This is a genomic window from Treponema maltophilum ATCC 51939, assembly GCF_000413055.1.
Taxonomy (GTDB): domain Bacteria; phylum Spirochaetota; class Spirochaetia; order Treponematales; family Treponemataceae; genus Treponema_C; species Treponema_C maltophilum.
Genome location: NZ_KE332518.1, coordinates 1,496,376 through 1,513,888, shown reverse-complemented (window position 1 = coordinate 1,513,888; position 17,513 = coordinate 1,496,376). Strand labels below are relative to the sequence as shown.

Below are 17,513 nucleotides of genomic sequence, written 5' to 3'. Positions count from 1 at the left end.
ATTGTCTATGAAAACCGATAAAGAAAAAGCGCTTGAAATAGCGGATATTTTAACCGATTATAAGGGCGCCGATACCGTCGTGCTCGACGTTTCCGAATTAAGCAGTTGGACCGATTTTTTTGTGATTACGACCGTAAACAGCAGCGCTCATTGGAAAGGCTTATACCGGCAGGTAAAGGATTACGCAAAAGAAAACGATCTTGCGATCCGTATTCCCGACAAAAAGCTTCCGTCAGGCGACGATTGGAATTTAATCGATATGGGCACCGTCGTCGTTCACCTTATGACGGCCGAAGCGCGTAGTTTTTACGATTTGGAAAAACTGTGGCACGGAGGCAAAAAGCTTTTATAAGCTTTCATCTCCGGCCGGGGCCTTTATTCGTCTAAATCGTCGTCGTACTGAAAGTCGTCGTCATCATCGTAGTCGAAATCGCCCTCGTCGTCATACTCATCCAAATCGTCGTCCATAAATTCGTCGTCGTCAAAGTCGTCGAGATTGTCGTCGTCTTCAAAGTCGTCGTTGTACGAATCCTCGATTGTATAGCCGGCGGCCGACGAATAATCCTGCAATTCGCTGTCACTGAGCATTTGAGCACTTCCTTAATTTCAGAACTCGATAAACGCGTGCCGGGACCGAATGCACCGGCATCGCTTACCATAAACATAGATGAAGAGTTGTCTTTGTGTCAACTGTTTTTTTTAAAAATGTGATAAAATACGCGGAAAAAAAACTCATTTCCCGCGCGGCAAAGCGCGGCAAACCGTTTGACAAAAAGATATTTTTCTGTATAATAGGCCTATGCCGAATAAAATGCGTATTCGCGCTCCCGCAAAGCTTAACCTGCATTTGCGGGTGCTTTCTTCCGAAGAGTCGGCAAGAGAGGACGGATACCATAGTATTGAAAGCGTGTTTCAAGCGGTCGATTTATGCGATGAATTGACGGTTGAAAAAAAAGCGGGCGGACCGCTGTGCCGGATAAAAACGGACATTGTTCTTCCCGCCGAAAACACTCTTACGACGGCATACGGCGAATTTTGTAATCTTACCGGCATTAAAGAAGGCGTACAAGTCGACTTGGTTAAGCGCATTCCTTCGGGTGCCGGTTTGGGCGGCGGGTCTTCGGATGCGGCGTCCCTGCTGATTGTTTTGGACAAATTGTTTGAAACCGATTTGAGCTTGGAACAAATGATGCAGGCGGCGTGCCGGGTCGGAAGCGACGTTGCTTTTTTCCTGTCGCGCGGCTGTGCCGTGGTGACGGGACGTGGCGAGTTTATCAGGGAAATCGGCTCCCGCAACGACCTTTACTTTGTACTTGTGCATCCTGCGGTTCACAGTTCTACAAAAGAAGCGTATGCGCTTTTGGATGAACGGCTGAACGGGTCGATTCCGGCTGAATTTCCCGGGGTCGCGGAACTGGAAAGCATATACCGAAAGCCGGCTGCTCAATGGACTTTCGGCAACAGTTTTACGGAACCGCTTGCAGAGACCTATCCGGTTATTGCCGCCGCACTGGAAAGTTTAAAAGCTGTCGGTGCCGATTTTGTTCAGATGACCGGTTCCGGTTCTGCTGTGTACGGCGTTTTTCCTTCCGAAAAAGAAGCGAAGAGCGCCTGCTCTCGGCTATTCGGCAGGTGGAAATGTCGGGTTGTGCAAGCCTGCAATCTGCCTGTGTAGTGTGTGCTTCAAGCGCATAGGTTCTGACCAGGAGAGGAGTGGTTATGCAGATTACCGAAATTCGTATCCGTAAAGTGACGGCCGAAGGAAAATTAAAAGCATACGTTACGGTTACGTTTGACAACTGTTTCGTTGTGCACAACGTTAAGATTATTGAGGGCAAAACAGGGCTTTTTATCGCGATGCCCAGCCGTAAAACAAGCAGCGGCGACTATAAGGACGTAGCCCATCCTATAAGCTTGGAATTCCGCACTCAGCTGCAGGATCGCATCCTGGCCGAGTACGAAGCGGGGCATATCGAAGAAGGGCCCGCTTCCGCGGACGACGACTGAACCGGTCGGCCTTGCAGGCTCAGCCGGTCGGCAGCAAACTTTTTTATCTTCTTTGGACCGTCGGCAAGTGGTAAGCCACCGGTTTTTGGTACCGGTATTCCGCTGGTTCGAATCCAGCCGGTCCAGCTATAAGGAAAACTCTGGCGTGATGAACGATGGGGTGTATTCTCTTTCGCTTTTAAAAAGCGGCACCGGTTTTTCGCCGCGGTTTTCCTGAAAATATTTGTGCCATCGCATAAGGAGTTCCGCTATGGAAAATTTGGTATTGAATGCCGTTACGCGCACCGCTACGGGAAAGGGTGCCGCAAAAAAACTTCGTTCGGAAGGAAAACTTCCCGCCGTTATGTACAATTCGAAAGGCGAAGCTTTTCCGCTTACCGTCAATGAAAGCGAATTTACAAAAGTATGGAAGGTCGCAACGCCTACGACACTTGTGTCGCTCAGCGTCGACGGAAAAGAAAATACTTCCGTGCTGATTAAAGCGACCGATTACGATATCATCACCGATAAAAACCGCCATGTCGATTTTCATGCCGTGGATCCGGAAAAACATCTGACGACCGAAATCAATATTTCGCTGACCGGAAATCCCGTCGGAGTCCGCGCGGGCGGCCTTTTGGAGCGCGGTGTACGCCGTATTGCCATTAAATGTTTGCCCAAGGATTTACCCGTGCGCATAGTCGTCGACGTGGGCAATCTTAATTTGAATGAAAAGATTTGCGTTAAAGATATCGTTGCCGGATCGGGCGTAACCGTTCTTACTCCGGGAGATGAAATGGTGGCCGCGGTAAAACCGCTGCGCTGATTACGTGCATCCTTTTTTGCAAAAAGTATCGGCCGGCCTGCAGCAATGCGGGATCGGCCGAGTTCAAGCCGCAAGTGCGCAGGACGTTTGCGAGCCGCTGTCTTTACTGTTGGCCGTATCGGGCGGCATCGACTCTATGGTTATGCTGCATGCGCTGCGCGCGCTGAACACGCTGCCGCACCCGAATGCACCGGAGGGCGGTTCGCTCGGAAGCGCAATTCCGATTCCGAGCGATTTTTCGGGGCGTCTGCGCCTTTCGGTTGTAACGGTAAACCATAACATTCGTCCCGCAAGCGAAACGGAGGCCGACGCTTTATTCGTAAAAGAACAGTGCGCTCTTTGGAATATTCCCTGTACGATTAAAACGATTCCCGAGGGGGCCGTTGCGTCGGCCGCTTTGAGCCGCGGCGGCGGAACGGAAGAAGCAGCCCGGTTTTTGCGTTACGCTTTGCTGCAAAAACAATCCGAAGCCGAACACTGCGATTTTGTGCTTCTTGCACATAACCGCGACGATCAGCTGGAAACGCTTTTGCAGCGTTTTTTTCAGGGCGCTTCGGCAGGGATTTCGGGGTTCGCCGCCGCGGGTATTGCAAAAAGGCGCGGTATTTTTTGCCGCCCGCTGCTCGACATACCGCGATGCGACATAGAAGAATACGCCCGCTTTTTTTCGGTCTCTTTCCGCGAAGACAAAACAAACGGCGATCCGTCGTACTACCGCAACAATCTTCGTCTGCACCTTATTCCGCTTTTAAATGAACACATCCGCGGCTGGGATACGGGCGTGCTTTCCGGCGCACAAAAAGCCGAACGGGAAGCGCTTTTTATCGAAGAACTTGCGTCCCTCATCGAATGGGAGTACGTGCCGGGTTTTCCCGGCTGCAGCTCGGATTTCACTTCCGACTTTGCGTCCGGTGCCGTGCGTACCGCATCCGTTCCGTTTTTTCAAGCGGGTTTTCCCGTGCGGATCAGGGCGCTGTATAAGGCTGCGCAAAAAATCGGCATAGAGCGCCGTATTCCGTACGCGCTTTTTAAAGACTGCGCATCGGGCAAGAGGCGAGTGAGAGGCTGCGGAATCGAGTGCGTAAAGACAAAAAAGTTTTTAACCGTAACGAATCTTCGTTCGGGCACGACTTTGTGCTCAAGCGCTCCGGAAGAAGGAGTCGGCGGACATTCCGATTTTTGCATATCGGTCGATAAAGCCGGCTCCTACGAAGCGCCCTTCGGCCGCTTTGAAGTTCTCGGTGCAAACGAAGCTCACGTGCGGAAAACGCAAAAGCGTGCCGACAATAAATACGGGGAAGTGTGCGCGGGGCCTTTTTCGCTTCCCTTCACAATAAGGAACCGCCGTGCGGGCGACCGCATACAAACGGCCCAAGGCACCCATAAGGCCTTAAAAAAAATATGGAACGAATGGGGCATAGAAAGCCGCTTGTCGCCCCTTGTACCGGTTGTCGAATACGGGGGAAATCCCGTGTGCGTATGGGGCGCCCCTTTCGGATACCCCGACTGGTATGTTAAAGGCTGCGCGCAAAACGGGGGCTGCGTTTTTTTGTTTTACCCGACCGTGCGCACCGTTGCGGTATTTGAGGAATAAAGATGGATCAAAATCGACATTTTCAAAAAAATACGTCCAAAAAAAATGAAAACGAACGGAATAACTTCAATATGCGTCCCGCAGGAAACCGCATCGGTTTACTCGTTTTGTTTTTGCTCGGAGCCTTTTTTATCGTCATGGCTATGATGAATAAAGAAACGAATGTGTATCCGGTTATATCGTACAGCGATTTTTTGACGGCTGTCGGGCAACATCAAGTGAGCGACGTTCAAATACAGGACCAAAAAATCATTTTGGGTACCATGCGCTCGGCGAACATTTCCGACGGTGCGCAATCGCGCTTTCAAACTGTCATTCCCTACAACGATACGTCGCTGATGTCTTTTTTGGAGCAAAACGGCGTGCAGGTTTCGGGGAAGGCGACTAAGCCGAATGTTCTTGCCGAAGTGTTGGACTTTTTGCCGCTTTTTATAATGCTGATTTTTTTGTTCGTTTTTATGCGGCAAATGTCCATGCAGAATTCGCGCGGAATGCAGTTCGGGCGAAGCCGCGCGCGGCTTTTCGATACCAATAAAAAAAAGGTAACATTCGCCGATGTTGCGGGGCAGGAAGAAGCGAAAAAAGAATTGTCCGAAATCGTCGATTTTTTGAAAAATCCGAAAAAATACCGCGAAATCGGCGCGAAAATTCCCGGAGGCGTGCTTTTGGTCGGAAGTCCCGGAACGGGAAAAACGCTTTTGGCGCGCGCCGTTGCGGGCGAAGCGAACGTTTCGTTTTTACATATTTCGGGAAGCGATTTTGTCGAAATGTTTGTCGGTGTGGGGGCAAGCCGTGTACGCGATTTGTTCGAACAGGGAAGAAAGCGCGCACCGGCCATTATCTTTATAGACGAACTTGACGCCGTTGGGCGCGCCCGCGGAGCCGGCTTCGGCGGCGGACACGACGAGCGCGAGCAAACGCTCAACCAAATGCTTGTCGAAATGGACGGCTTCGACGGCAAAGAAGGCGTTATCGTGCTTGCCGCGACCAACCGCCCGGACGTTTTGGATCCCGCGCTTTTGCGCCCCGGCCGCTTCGACCGGCAAGTGCACGTGTCGCTTCCGGACATAAAAGAGCGCGAAGCCATTTTGATCGTTCATGCGAAAAAAATAAAGCTTGACGACGACGTGGACTTTAAACATTTTGCGCGGGCGACGTCGGGCATGAGCGGCGCCGATTTGTCGAACATGATTAACGAGGGCGCTTTGTTTGCCGCGCGTAAAAATAAAGAAAAGGTTTCGTTTACCGAATTGGAACAGGCGCGCGACAAAATCCTTATGGGCGTTGCCCGCGAATCGATGGTTATGCCCGAAAAAGAACGCGTTATGACCGCGTGCCACGAGGCCGGACACGCGCTTCCGTATTATTATTTGAAAAACGCGTCTCCTTTGCACAAGGTAACGATAATTCCGCGCGGCCGCGCGCTCGGCCTTACGGTCGGACTCCCCAAAGAAGATTCGTATTCGCACACAAAAAGCTGGCTTGAAGATCAGCTGGTTATTTTGTTCGGCGGTTATGCGGCCGAATCGATTGTCTACGGCGATACGACGACAGGTACCCAAAACGATATAGAGCGGGCTACCGATATTGCGCGCCGCATGGTGTGCGAGTGGGGTATGTCGGAAGATGTGGGAGCGGTCAGTTACGGCCGCGAAGACGAACCCATATTTATGGGAAAAGAAATCGAGCGGCGCAAAGGCTATTCGGAAGAAAGCGCGCAAAAAATAGACCGCGCCGTAGAAAAACTTTTAAACGAAGCGCGTAAGCGCACGCTTAAAATACTCACCGAACACCGCGATCAGTTGGATAAACTGACGCAGGCTTTGGTGGAAAAAGAAACTTTGGATGATAAAGAAGTGCGCGAATTGCTCGGTTTTAAGCCGTCCGAAGCGCTTGCCGAAAACGAGGCGGAAAAAAGCGCGGGCTTGGAAGGGCCTCATGTCGATTTGCGCCGCCGGACATAGGGGCGGAATAAAAAGTTCCGTCTGATGCCGTACAGTCGATGTTCGATGCAGTGCCGTCTGCTGCAGTGCCGGCGTTTTTATTAAGAGAGGTGTGTATGAAAAAAAACCGTTTCATTTTGCGGCGTCTTTGCATTGCCGCAAGCCTTTGCACCTTTGCCGCTTTTGCGTTTTCTCAAACTCCCGCACCGTATACCGAAACGGCCGTGCGTTGTATCGATATTGCAAAAAAACTTCTCGCAAACGAAGAATATGAAGCTTCTTATTCGCGCGCCGCGCTCGGTTTAACCTATGACAATACGGTTGCCGACCTGTATTATATTCAAGCGCTCGGTATGTCGCAGCGCGGCCTTCCACCGTATAAGATTGAGCCGCTTTTAAAATCCGCTTTGCAAAACAAATGGTACGAATACAACAAAGACGCGGCACGCCTTTTGCTTGCGTCTGTATATACAAAAACGGCGAGGGCCGCCGAAGCCCTTTCCCTTTTGAATGAACGCCCTTTACTTTCTGGAAAAGACGCACTGTACATACGCGCAAATGCGCTCTACCTTTTAGGCAATATCGGCGATGCGCGCAAAACGGTCAGGCAGGGGGCGCTGCGGTTTCCCGAAGATCCGCGCTTTGCACTTTTGTTTTTCGAACGTGAACGGGAACCGTCGCGGGAAAACGGCGGCAATGACGCACAAACTGCCGGCGAAATCGCTGATGCTACCGACAGTGCCCAAACGGCCGGTAGCGCCGATAACGCGGAAACTCCCGGCGGCAATACGGCGCTCAACGGCGGCGATGAATCCGATAAAACCTTTGCGGAACTTTCATCTCTTTTTGTGTCGCGCGCGTATGATTTGCAGGATGCGGATCCCGACGTGTTGCTGAAAGCTTCTGTGTTCGCTTTTTCCGAAGAAGACGGGCGACGTCTTCTTAAAGCGTGGAACGCCTACGGCAAAACCGATCCGCGCTATGCCGTGTACGCGCTTAAAGCGGGACTTATGAGCGAAGAAAAAGCCTTCGATTACGTAGCGCCTTTTTTCAGCGGTACCTCCGATTACACCCTTGTAAAAAGTTTTGTGTCGCTTGTTTCCGGTGAAAAAACAAAAGAGCGCGTACGAAAACTGTATGCCGTCTTTGCCGGTACGCTCCGTTTCGATACGAACGGCGACGGCATTTCCGATATGACGGTGAATTATCGTTCCGGCCGTCCCTCGTTTATCGAATACGACGCAAATCGGGACGGCATTATCGATTGGACGGTCGACTGCGATTACGGCGTTCCGGTAAAAGTGAACCTTGTACGGGAAGATGCCGTGCTGTGGTACGGTACGTGGCCTTCTCTTTCGCGCGTCATATGGTCGGGCGGCACGTATACGCTCAATGAAGATCGATTGTTTGCAAGTCCCGTCAACATGATTAAAGACCCCGTTATGGAAGAGCGCGCCTCCCTCTCTTTTTATCTTCCCGTTTTGCGCGATGACGTGCGGTCCGTGCTTAATGCGGACGATTTGTTTGCGCTTTCGCATACGGTCGAGCGCAAAAGCGCCGAAGGTGAAAACGCCCTTGTACGCTTCAGCCTGTTTGACGGCAAAGCGCAAAACGCGGTCTATACCGACAACGGAACGCCTTATGCCTACGCTTTTTTTGAAAACGGTGCGCTGCGTTTTCGAAACGTCGACCGCGACAAAAACGGCACATACGAACTGACCGAAATATATGCATACGCGGACGAAAACACTGACAAAAACACAGGCGAAAACGCGCTCTTGCACCGGAGTGCCGAAGAAGCGCGTGAACTTTCTTTGCGTTTGTTCGGAGTCGACAATGCGGCAAAGGGTTTGTATTTGCAAAAAGTCGTATCTGATGCCGACGCCAACGGCATAATCGAATTCAGTGAAGAATACAGACCGAACGGAAAAACGACCGCACAATGGAACGATAATGAAACGGGAAGCATGATAATCCGCTATGTGAAAAACGGCGATTCTGAAGAAACCGAATACGTTCATCCGGTAAGCGGCAGGCATGTAAGGCTGATTATACAAAAAGGTATTCCCGTATCGGCGGACGGCATTCCGGTTGAGCGCGATGCGGCCGCACCGTTTTTTTGGATAGGCGTTTCTCCCGGCGGAAATTATGCACAAAAAGTTATAAAAGAGCTTAACCAAAAGGGCTCTTCGGGTGTTATATGTACCGTAACGAATTTGATTTGGCTTAAAGACAAAGACAGGTTTGCAAGAATTTTTGCCGTAAAAAACGGAGATACGTATTTTGGTGAATTGTTGTACGAATAAAATCAAAAACATAAAAACGCACAGTGCCCGGCTGCCGGCGCTTTGTGCGCTGCTTTCGGTGCTTTTATGCGTAATACCCGCGCTTTTTATTTCCTGCGCTTCTTCACATAAAATCGCTTATGTCAAACCGGATTTTACCGACGAGCAGGTGTTCAATAAAGAACTGGAGCGCATCCGGGACAAAAAAAAAGAAAAGCCCGTGTACGCTTTATGGCGCGCCGCTTTGCTTATCGAAGAATGCCGCACCGCTCCCTTTTTAAACCGCGCCGAAACTCTGTTCAAAGAGTGCGCCGCGCATACCGAAGAAGCCTTTTACGATGCGTTCAAAAATGAAAATTGGGCTCAAGCGGCGCGTTTGGGAAAAAGCCTGCAAACCGTGTATGCGGCGACGAGCTTTCCGTTTGAAAATGCCGGAAGTTTTGCCGCCGATTGCGCCGCCGCGCAGGATAAGTTTAACGGTCTTGCCCGGCTTTCGCCGCGGGAAAAAGTTTCGGAGCAAAAGCAAAGGGAAGCGGAGGCAAACACTGTCCGCGATTTTATTCAAGGCTGCGTAACCGTGTGGGTCGATTTGGGCGTAAAAGTCCAAAAGGGTATGGGCTTTGCCTCGCGCGTCATCGGTTCGGGGTTTTTTATCGATGAGCGCGGCTACATCGTAACGAACCATCACGTTATCGCGGATTTGGTCGACCCGACCTACGAAGGCTACGGCAAATTGTATATAAAACTCGCCTCGGATCCGGATACGCGCATTCCCGCGAGGGTTGTCGGCTGGGACAAAACCCTCGACTTGGCTTTGCTCAAAACCGAAATAAAACCGCCCTACGTATTTACGCTCGGCTCTTCCGAAAACCTTTCCATCGGCGAGCGCATTTACGCTATAGGCTCTCCGGCCGGTTTGGAAAGTACCATTACCTCGGGCATCGTGTCGTCGTTCGACCGCAACCTTTTGTCTACGGTGTCGGTTATACAGATCGACGCCGCGGTCAATTCGGGGAACTCCGGCGGCCCGCTTGTAAACGCTGAAGGCGAAGTACAGGGCGTCGTGTTTGCCGGCTTACTCAATTATCAGGGATTGAATTTTGCCGTTCCGGTCGAATATCTTAAAACCGTTTTAAACCGGCTGTATGCTTCGGGCGAAACAAAACATGCGTGGATCGGCGCCTACGGGCGTACGTACAAAAAAAATCCTTCAGACACCGAAGGGCAGGGCGTTCAAATCCTTTACGCAGCCCCCGGCGGTTCGGCCGATTATGCGGGGCTTTGCGCGAACGACATTGTTACGGCCGTAAACGGCAAAGCCGTGCGCTCGATTGAAGAACTGCAACAGTACCTTATCGGCTGCGCGCCGTTTTCTCTTGCGCGCGTTTCGTACCGCAGACCCTTGCTGAAAAAAGATGGCACTGCGCGCGATTCCGTCGCAGCCGCCGATAGCACACGATATTCGGACGGAAACGTTTTGGTGTATTGTGACGAGCGGCCCGAATATCCGGGAAAATACATTTACGAGCGCGAAAGCGAATACCGCATGTTTTATCCGCTGTTCGGCATGGAACTCGTTCCTGCTTCGGTCGGCAATAAACGCAGGTTTTCGGTACAATCGATTATAAAAGGCAGCAGTGCCGACGAATCGGGTTTTTCGGTGCACGATCCGGTGGAAATACTTAAAACGCGGCTCTTTGAAGAGGACCGCGCCCTGTATGCCGAACTGTACACAAAAAAGCGCAAAAGCGGCTATCTTGAAGTCGGCCTTGCCCTGTATGCGCCTCTGGACAGTCTTTATTTTTTCTAATAGAATGGCGCAATGATCGATTTGCAGCAAAAACGCAACTTTTGTATCGTTGCGCACATAGATCACGGTAAATCAACCCTTTCCGACCGCCTTATTCAAAAAGCGCGAATAATCGACGATCGGCAGTTCCAAAATCAAATACTCGACAACATGGACATAGAACGCGAGCGCGGCATCACGATAAAAAGCCAGGCGGTAACCATTCCGTATACGGCAAAAGACGGCAAAACCTATGAACTGAATTTTGTCGATACGCCGGGACATGTGGATTTTTCGTATGAAGTGTCGCGCGCGATTGCTTCGTGCGAAGGCGCCCTGCTTTTGGTCGATGCGTCGCAGGGCGTCGAATCGCAAACGCTTTCCAATATGTATTTGGCGCTTGAGCACAACCTCGAAATAGTTCCCGTCATCAATAAAATCGATTTGCCGGCAGCCGACATTCCTTCGGTTAAAAAGCAAATAGAACATGATTTGGGGCTCGATGCCGAATCGGCCGTTCTTGTGTCGGCAAAAACGGGACAGGGCGTAGACGATTTGTTCGAAGCGATTGTACAGCGCATTCCGTCTCCCGTTCACGATCCGAGCGGAAAAACGCGCGCTTTGGTATTCGACTGCCGCTACGATCCGTACCGCGGTGTTGTCGTTCATCTTCGCATATTCGGCGGATCAATAAAGCCGGGACAGACAATCCGCTTTATGGCTTCGCGCTCCGAATACAAGGTGGAAAGCACCGGCATCTTTAAAATCAAATTGGAAGAAACCGACGGTTTGTACGAGGGCGATGTCGGTTATATAATTGCCGGCATAAAAACCGTTTCCGACGTGCGCGTAGGCGATACGGTAACCTTAGCCGACAATCCGGCCGACACGGTGCTTCCCGGTTTTAAAGAAGTAAAGCCCGTTGTTTTTTCGTCGATATATCCGGTGGACACGAACGATTACGAAGAACTGCGCGACAGCATGGAAAAGCTTAAACTGAACGATGCGAGTTTAACCTACGAAAAAGATTCGTCGCTCGCTTTGGGGCACGGCTTCCGCTGCGGCTTTTTGGGCTTGCTGCATTTGGAAGTAGTGCAGGAGCGTTTGGAGCGCGACTTCGGCCAGTCGGTCATCTTTACCGCGCCTTCCGTGCGCTACAAGGTAAGCTTGTCGAACGGGAGCGAGGTTTTTGTAGACAATCCGGCCGATTATCCGGATGCGGGCACCATCCGCGGTGCGCAGGAACCGTACATAAAAGCGTCGATTATAACGCCTGCCGAATTCCTCGGTTCGATTATGGCGCTGTGCACGGAAAAACGCGGCGTGCAGACGAACATGCAGTATTTGGACGAAAAGCGCGTGGAAATCATCTACGAAATGCCCCTTGCCGAAGTGCTGTTCGACTTTTACGACCGTTTAAAAAGCTACAGCCGCGGCTACGCATCGTTCGACTACGAAGTTACGAACTACAAAGATACGGACTTGGTAAAGGTCGACATATTGATTAACGGCAATAAGGTGGACGCCCTGTCGCTTCTCGTGTTTAAGGGAAGCGCCATTGAGCGTGCGCGTACCGTGTGCGAACAGCTGAAAGAAGAAATCAGCCGCCGCCAATTCAAAATCGCGATTCAGGGTGCAATCGGCGGGCAAATCATCGCGCGCGAAACGGTGAACGCCTTGCGCAAAGACGTGCTTGCAAAATGCTACGGCGGAGATGTTACGCGCAAGCGCAAACTGCTCGAAAAGCAAAAAGAAGGTAAAAAGCGCATGAAAATGGTCGGCGATGTGGAACTGCCGCAAAGCGCCTTTTTAGCCGTTTTGAAAACAAAGTCGGACTGAACTCAAACAGGTAAATCCGGAAAACTCAATATTCAACTAAAAAATTTGTTTTTTGCTCAAAGGTACATTATAATGTATATCAGGTACGGTATCTCGCCGTATGAACTATGAGGAGGTTTTTATGGAACTGTTTGAGACTGTGTACAAAAGTGTACGGGGGGGGGGGGTAAGACAAACCTCCTCTAAGTCGGCTGCGTGTTCCGCAAAGCCGAAAAACCCTGTCGTCGCCGCGCTTACAGTACTTGTCGTTCTTGCGGCATCGTTACTTTTTACTACCTGCTCGAACAATGCGGGCGGAAGTAAGCCGACACCGCCAGTGCCCACTCCGAAACATGCCGTAACGTTCAGAGTGGACGGCACGGGCGGCACGCTCAAAGCGACAGTCGACGGCACCGAAATCCACACGGGAGACTTGGTGGAAGAGGGTAAAACAGTTGAGTTTACCGCAACGCCCGCAAACGAATACTACGCGGTGGAAAAATGGACGGCAGGCGGTACCGATATTGCCGCGGCAGGAACGAACGCAACGTACAGCCACGCGGTAGCGGCGGACGCAACTATCGCCGTGTATTTTAAAACCGCCCCGGTCGACGTGTATGTGTGCGGAACAAGCAATGACGAAGCCTATGTGTGGAAAAACGGCATGCGCACTCAACTGAACGCATACGAAGCTGCGCCCAATACAGTCTATCCGGAGGCAATATGCGCGCAAGGAAAAGACGTGTACGTTGCAGGCTACGAATTTGCCAATGGTGCACCCCGTCCGCTCGCATGGAAAAAAGACGGCACCTTGTACTGGATCAGTGCAATCCGTGACAGCGATGCGTTTGATATTGCCTCTCATAACGGAAAGCTTTTTGCCGTCGGCTACACATATAAGGATTACAACAATAAAGGTGCAAGCCTTACCGACATCAGCGATCCTGCAAATCCCGTCCAAATCTTTTTGTGCGAAATGAATTCCACAATAACCTATGCGGTCGCCCTGTCTCTGTGCCCCGGTACAGGAGAATTGTACGTAGCAGGTATTAAACGGATAGGCAGCAACGATACCGTTTGTTTGTGGACAAAGCCCGATACGGGCACGGTAAGCGAAACGGAATTGGGACTTGAAGGAGCCGACGCTTCTTACGGTGTGTGTACGGCGGGTACTTCGGTCTATGTTGCAGGGGGAAATCTTTGGAAAGTAGACGGTGCAACCTTTACCCCCATTACCGTGCCGGGCTTCAAAGAGGGCTATAAATTGTGCGCTTCGGAAGGTACAGTCTATGCTGCGGGAATAACGACGGCCGGCAAAGCCGCCGTATGGAAGATTGAAGGGACAAACGCCTTTCTGCATAAAGAACTTTCCGCCGATACGAGTGAAGTGTTCGCACTCTGTGCTGCAGGGAACGATCTTTTTGCGGCAGGCACAGTATTCGACGGCGACGAAAAACCCGTGTGGTGGCATATTACCGCAGACGGCACCGTTATCGAGCACAAACTCAGCACAGACAAGGGGAAAGCTCGCGGCATTTGCGTTACCCCACGGTAATAATGGTTTGAACACGGCATACGATAAGGTTCGGCTGCTACGGGTTGAAAAGAGCACCTCCTGAGTGCACTTTTCAATCCGAGTTTGCTCCGCAAACTCGCAAGACTTACAGCGTTCCGGGCATCCGTACCGGGAATTAAATTAGTCTGACTGTCCCAAGCCGGACAAAGCTCCGGCTCTGAAGGCGGTCTTTTTGTGTGCGGGTGGATATCTTTACAAGTTCTACGGTACGTGTAATATAATCTTATTTTCTGTTTTTTCATCAGTCGGCACCTATAATAAGGGTGGAGGTGCATATGAGAAAACACTTTGACGACTTAACCATTGCCGATGACTTTATGTTTTGTAAAATTATGCAGGATGAAAGTATTTGCAAGCAATTTCTCGAAATGATCTTGTCAGATAAAATCGGGAAAATTGTCTACCTGTCGCCGCAAAACAGCGTGACAACCGGCATTGAAGCAAAATCGGTACGTTTGGATATTCTGGTCAAAGACGAAGCCGGTAAATCTTACGATATAGAAATGCAAGTAAGCAATGAGTATAATCTTCCGAAACGCATGAGGTATTATCAGGCGACAATTGACATCGCATTCTTAGACAAGGGTGCCCACTACAAAGCATTAAACGACAGTTATATCATCTTTATGTGCTTATTCGATGCTATCGGGAACGACAAGCCCCTTTACACATTTGAAAATATTTGCCTTGAAGACCGGCAAACACCCTTACGCGACGGGACAAAAAAGGTTATAATAAATGCACAAGCCTTTAGAAAAGCCGAAGACGCGGAACTGAAAGGTTTTTTGGAGTATGTCAAGAAGGGAACGGTGAATACCGAATACACAGGGAGGATAGAAACGATGATACAGGCAGTAAAACACAACGAACAGGCACGGCAAGAATACCGCTTTATGTCGGGGTTCGAAATGGACGCGCGGGAAGAGGGCCGAAACGAAGGCATTGCACAAGGAATCCAACAAGGCTTTGCCGACGGCGCATACCAAACAAAACTTGAAACGGCAAAATTGATGCGTGCTCATAATTACTCGATTACTGAAATTTGTGAAATGACCGGCCTTTCCAAAGAAGAGGTGGAAGCGATTAATTAATTGGTTTCGATAATTACAAGTTTCATCCATAATGTCGAATCCCCGCCTGTCGAATCCCTATCTTGACAAAGCCGAGTCCTTGTTATACCGTAAAAGCCGATATGCGTAACACGATAGAAGAATTCAATCCCAAAAAACTTATTCCGCTGTACCGCCGAAGCCTTACCGATTCCGTGTTGCCGTTTTGGCTCAAATACGGTATGGATCCGGTTCACGGCGGCATATACACCGGTTTGGACCGGGACGGAAACATTTTGGAAACCGATAAATCGGTGTGGTTTCAAGGGCGCGCGTTGTGGACATTCGCGCAAGCCTATATGGCGACAAGTTCATACGGCGAAAAACATCCGGAATATTTGGACGCCTGCCGTTCGCTTGCCGATTTTATCGAAAAATACTGTACCGACGGATCCGACGGCAGAATGTATTTTCGCCTTACAAAGGACGGAAAGCCCGTTATCAAACGTCTGCGCTATTTTTTCAGTGAAGCATTCGCCGTCATCGGCTTTGCCTCATACGGACGGGCATCCGGTAAAAAAGAATACGTGCAAAAAGCCTTCGACTTGTTGAAAAAAATCGAGCGTATCCGCACGCAGCCGGGCTTACTTATTCCCAAATTCGATCAAACGAATGCACGTTCGCGCGGCTTCGGGGTTCCGATGATTTTATTGAACACCGCCGCCGAATTGCGCGCCGCCGTTCGGCACTTCAATATGGACGGGGAAGCCTTTTGTACCGAATACATGGACGCGCTGTTGAACGAAATTAAAACCTATTTTATCCGTCCCGACTTAAAGGCCGTACTCGAACAGTGCGCGAGCGACGGTTCCGTTCAGCGCGATCATTTTGAAGGGCGTCTTTTAAATCCGGGCCATGCGATAGAAGGCGCGTGGTTTATGATGAAAGAAGGACTCGAACGCGGCGACACGGAACTGCAAAAACTGGGCGTCGATATGTTCGACTGGATGTGGGAGCGCGGCTGGGATAAAAAATACGGCGGCATTATCTACTTCCGCGACATCGACAACAAAAGCCTCAGCGAATACTGGCAGGATATGAAATTCTGGTGGCCGCAAAACGAAGCGGTTATCGCCTCGCTGTACGCATATACAATAACCGGCCGCAAAAAATATAAAGACCGCTTTGTATGCGCCCACAACTATTTTCACGAGCGCTTCCCCGACGCAAAATACGGCGAATGCTACGGCTATTTTCACCGCGACGGCACGCTTGCAACGCCGCTTAAGGGCAATATGTATAAGGGCCCCTTTCATATTCCCCGCATGTACATGGAAGGGGCGGCTCTGCTCGAAAAACTGAATAAAAAAACGGAGAAACAGTCTGTATGAAACGTTTTGAAATTGCGCTTAAAATACTGCCCCTTCTTTTACTCTTCTCAGCCGCCTGCGCATTTGCCGCAGGAGCAAAAGGAACTGTTATGCAAACTAAAAATACTTTTTATACCATCAGCGCTCAGGAAGCAAAAAAGCGCATGGACAGCGGCCGGCCGGTCGTCATTGTCGACGTGCGCACGAAAAGCGAATACGACGAAGACCATATTCCGAACGCCGTTCTTATTCCGAACGAAACGATCGGCTCCGAACGTCCCGCAGCTCTTCCCGATTTAAATGCCGAAATCTTGGTGTACTGCCGTTCGGGAGCGCGAAGCCGCGCCGCATCGCAAAAGCTTGCAAACCTCGGCTATACCGCAATTTACAACTTCGGCGGCATCACGGATTGGCCGTACGAAACGGTTAAAACGGCCCGATAAGAAGCTCGAGGTATAATGTTCAGCGATACGCACTGTCATCTGAGCTATCTTGAAAAGCGCGGCATCGATCCTGCGGCGGTTGTGCGCGGTATTGCCCTCAAGGGTATGCCCTTTGTGCTCGACGCCGGCGTCGAAGCGGACGATGTATCGCGCCGCATAGGTTTTGTCGACGAGCGGTGCACCTGCGCCCAATCGCGTTCTTTGTTCCGTTTTGCCGCAGGCATATGGCCCGACTCTCAAGCGGTCGAAAACCGTGCGGAACAGGTCGAAACGCTGCGTTCGCACCTTGCAGATTGCGATGACGGCCGACTGTGCGCAATCGGCGAATGCGGCTTTGACCGCCACCGCCTGCCCGACGATGAAGTCGACGAAGAAGGAGAGCGCGAACTGTTCGACATGCAGCTTGAGCTTGCGCGGGAAAAAGATTTTCCCGTCGTCGTGCATTCGCGCGACGCCTTTGAACCGACCATCGCCGCGCTGCGCGACAATCCCGACTCTACGGGCGTCATTCACTGCTATTCGTACGGTATTGAAGAAGCGCGCGCTTTTTTGGACGCGGGCTGGTACATTTCGCTTGCAGGCTCGGTTACCTACGCCAAAAAAACGCAGATACACGAAACCGAACTCTTAGTGCGTTTTATCCCTTCCGATCGCCTGCTTTTGGAAACCGACGCTCCCTACCTTGCGCCCGTTCCCTTCCGCGGCAAACCGAATACGCCCCTTCTTATTGAACACACCTACCGCTTTGTCGCTCCGCTCCGCTCCGTGAGCGCCGAAGACCTCGCCCGAACCGTTCTGCTCAACGCCCGCCGCCTCTTCGGCTGAATGTAATCG

Annotated in this window: 15 protein-coding genes and 1 tRNA gene; 15 read left to right on the top strand and 1 reads right to left on the bottom strand. The window is 50.9% G+C overall.

Annotated features, from left to right (window positions below; genetic code table 11):
• The first annotated feature begins 7 nt into the window (after positions 1-7).
• Positions 8-352 (top strand): ribosome silencing factor, encoded by a 345-nt coding sequence (gene rsfS, locus HMPREF9194_RS06895; RefSeq protein WP_016525659.1) that lies wholly within the window; start codon positions 8-10, stop codon positions 350-352.
• Between the two features lie 23 nt (positions 353-375).
• Here the strand turns inward: rsfS and HMPREF9194_RS06890 are convergent, their stop codons facing one another.
• Positions 376-588: a hypothetical protein gene (locus HMPREF9194_RS06890; protein ID WP_016525658.1), complete on the bottom strand. Its 213-nt coding sequence runs from the start codon at positions 586-588 to the stop codon at positions 376-378.
• Between the two features lie 211 nt (positions 589-799).
• Between HMPREF9194_RS06890 and ispE the strand changes: the two genes are divergently transcribed.
• From ispE to HMPREF9194_RS06820, 14 genes are all read left to right on the top strand, one after another.
• Positions 800-1,675, top strand: coding sequence for a 4-(cytidine 5'-diphospho)-2-C-methyl-D-erythritol kinase (gene ispE / locus HMPREF9194_RS06885; protein WP_040846243.1), 876 nt, complete (start codon positions 800-802; stop codon positions 1,673-1,675).
• 44 nt (positions 1,676-1,719) lie between these two features.
• Positions 1,720-2,007, top strand: a complete 288-nt coding sequence (spoVG, locus tag HMPREF9194_RS06880; RefSeq protein WP_016525656.1) for a septation regulator SpoVG — start codon at positions 1,720-1,722, stop codon at positions 2,005-2,007.
• 53 nt (positions 2,008-2,060) lie between these two features.
• Positions 2,061-2,133 (top strand) — tRNA-Gln (locus tag HMPREF9194_RS06875).
• Between the two features lie 124 nt (positions 2,134-2,257).
• Positions 2,258-2,812 (top strand): 50S ribosomal protein L25, encoded by a 555-nt coding sequence (locus HMPREF9194_RS06870; RefSeq protein ID WP_016525655.1) that lies wholly within the window; start codon positions 2,258-2,260, stop codon positions 2,810-2,812.
• 16 nt (positions 2,813-2,828) lie between these two features.
• Positions 2,829-4,406 (top strand): tRNA lysidine(34) synthetase TilS, encoded by a 1,578-nt coding sequence (gene tilS, locus HMPREF9194_RS06865; RefSeq protein WP_156828009.1) that lies wholly within the window; start codon positions 2,829-2,831, stop codon positions 4,404-4,406.
• A 2-nt stretch (positions 4,407-4,408) separates the two neighbouring features.
• Positions 4,409-6,370 (top strand): ATP-dependent zinc metalloprotease FtsH, encoded by a 1,962-nt coding sequence (gene ftsH, locus HMPREF9194_RS06860; protein WP_016525653.1) that lies wholly within the window; start codon positions 4,409-4,411, stop codon positions 6,368-6,370.
• A gap of 95 nt (positions 6,371-6,465) precedes the next feature.
• Positions 6,466-8,655, top strand: coding sequence for a hypothetical protein (locus HMPREF9194_RS06855; protein ID WP_016525652.1), 2,190 nt, complete (start codon positions 6,466-6,468; stop codon positions 8,653-8,655).
• A complete protein-coding gene (locus HMPREF9194_RS06850; RefSeq protein ID WP_051127864.1) occupies positions 8,636-10,444 on the top strand; it encodes a S1C family serine protease in 1,809 nt (602 codons plus the stop codon). Before HMPREF9194_RS06855 ends, HMPREF9194_RS06850 begins: the two co-directional genes overlap by 20 nt.
• A gap of 12 nt (positions 10,445-10,456) precedes the next feature.
• The gene (gene lepA / locus HMPREF9194_RS06845; protein ID WP_016525650.1) at positions 10,457-12,262 is read left to right on the top strand and encodes a translation elongation factor 4; all 1,806 of its coding nucleotides are present in this window, start codon (positions 10,457-10,459) and stop codon (positions 12,260-12,262) included.
• Between the two features lie 316 nt (positions 12,263-12,578).
• A complete protein-coding gene (locus tag HMPREF9194_RS06840) occupies positions 12,579-13,796 on the top strand; it encodes a hypothetical protein (protein WP_156828008.1) in 1,218 nt (405 codons plus the stop codon).
• Between the two features lie 296 nt (positions 13,797-14,092).
• On the top strand, positions 14,093-14,908 hold the full coding sequence (locus HMPREF9194_RS06835) for an Rpn family recombination-promoting nuclease/putative transposase (RefSeq protein WP_016525648.1): 816 nt from the start codon (positions 14,093-14,095) through the stop codon (positions 14,906-14,908).
• A 101-nt stretch (positions 14,909-15,009) separates the two neighbouring features.
• Positions 15,010-16,257 (top strand): AGE family epimerase/isomerase, encoded by a 1,248-nt coding sequence (locus HMPREF9194_RS06830; RefSeq protein WP_016525647.1) that lies wholly within the window; start codon positions 15,010-15,012, stop codon positions 16,255-16,257.
• Positions 16,254-16,679, top strand: a complete 426-nt coding sequence (locus HMPREF9194_RS06825) for a rhodanese-like domain-containing protein (protein WP_016525646.1) — start codon at positions 16,254-16,256, stop codon at positions 16,677-16,679. The genes HMPREF9194_RS06830 and HMPREF9194_RS06825 overlap by 4 nt, the downstream gene beginning before the upstream one ends.
• 15 nt (positions 16,680-16,694) lie before the next feature.
• Positions 16,695-17,504 carry a TatD family hydrolase gene (locus HMPREF9194_RS06820; RefSeq protein WP_016525645.1) on the top strand — a complete coding sequence of 270 codons (810 nt, stop codon included), beginning with the start codon at positions 16,695-16,697 and terminating at the stop codon, positions 17,502-17,504.
• The last annotated feature ends 9 nt before the right edge of the window (positions 17,505-17,513 follow it).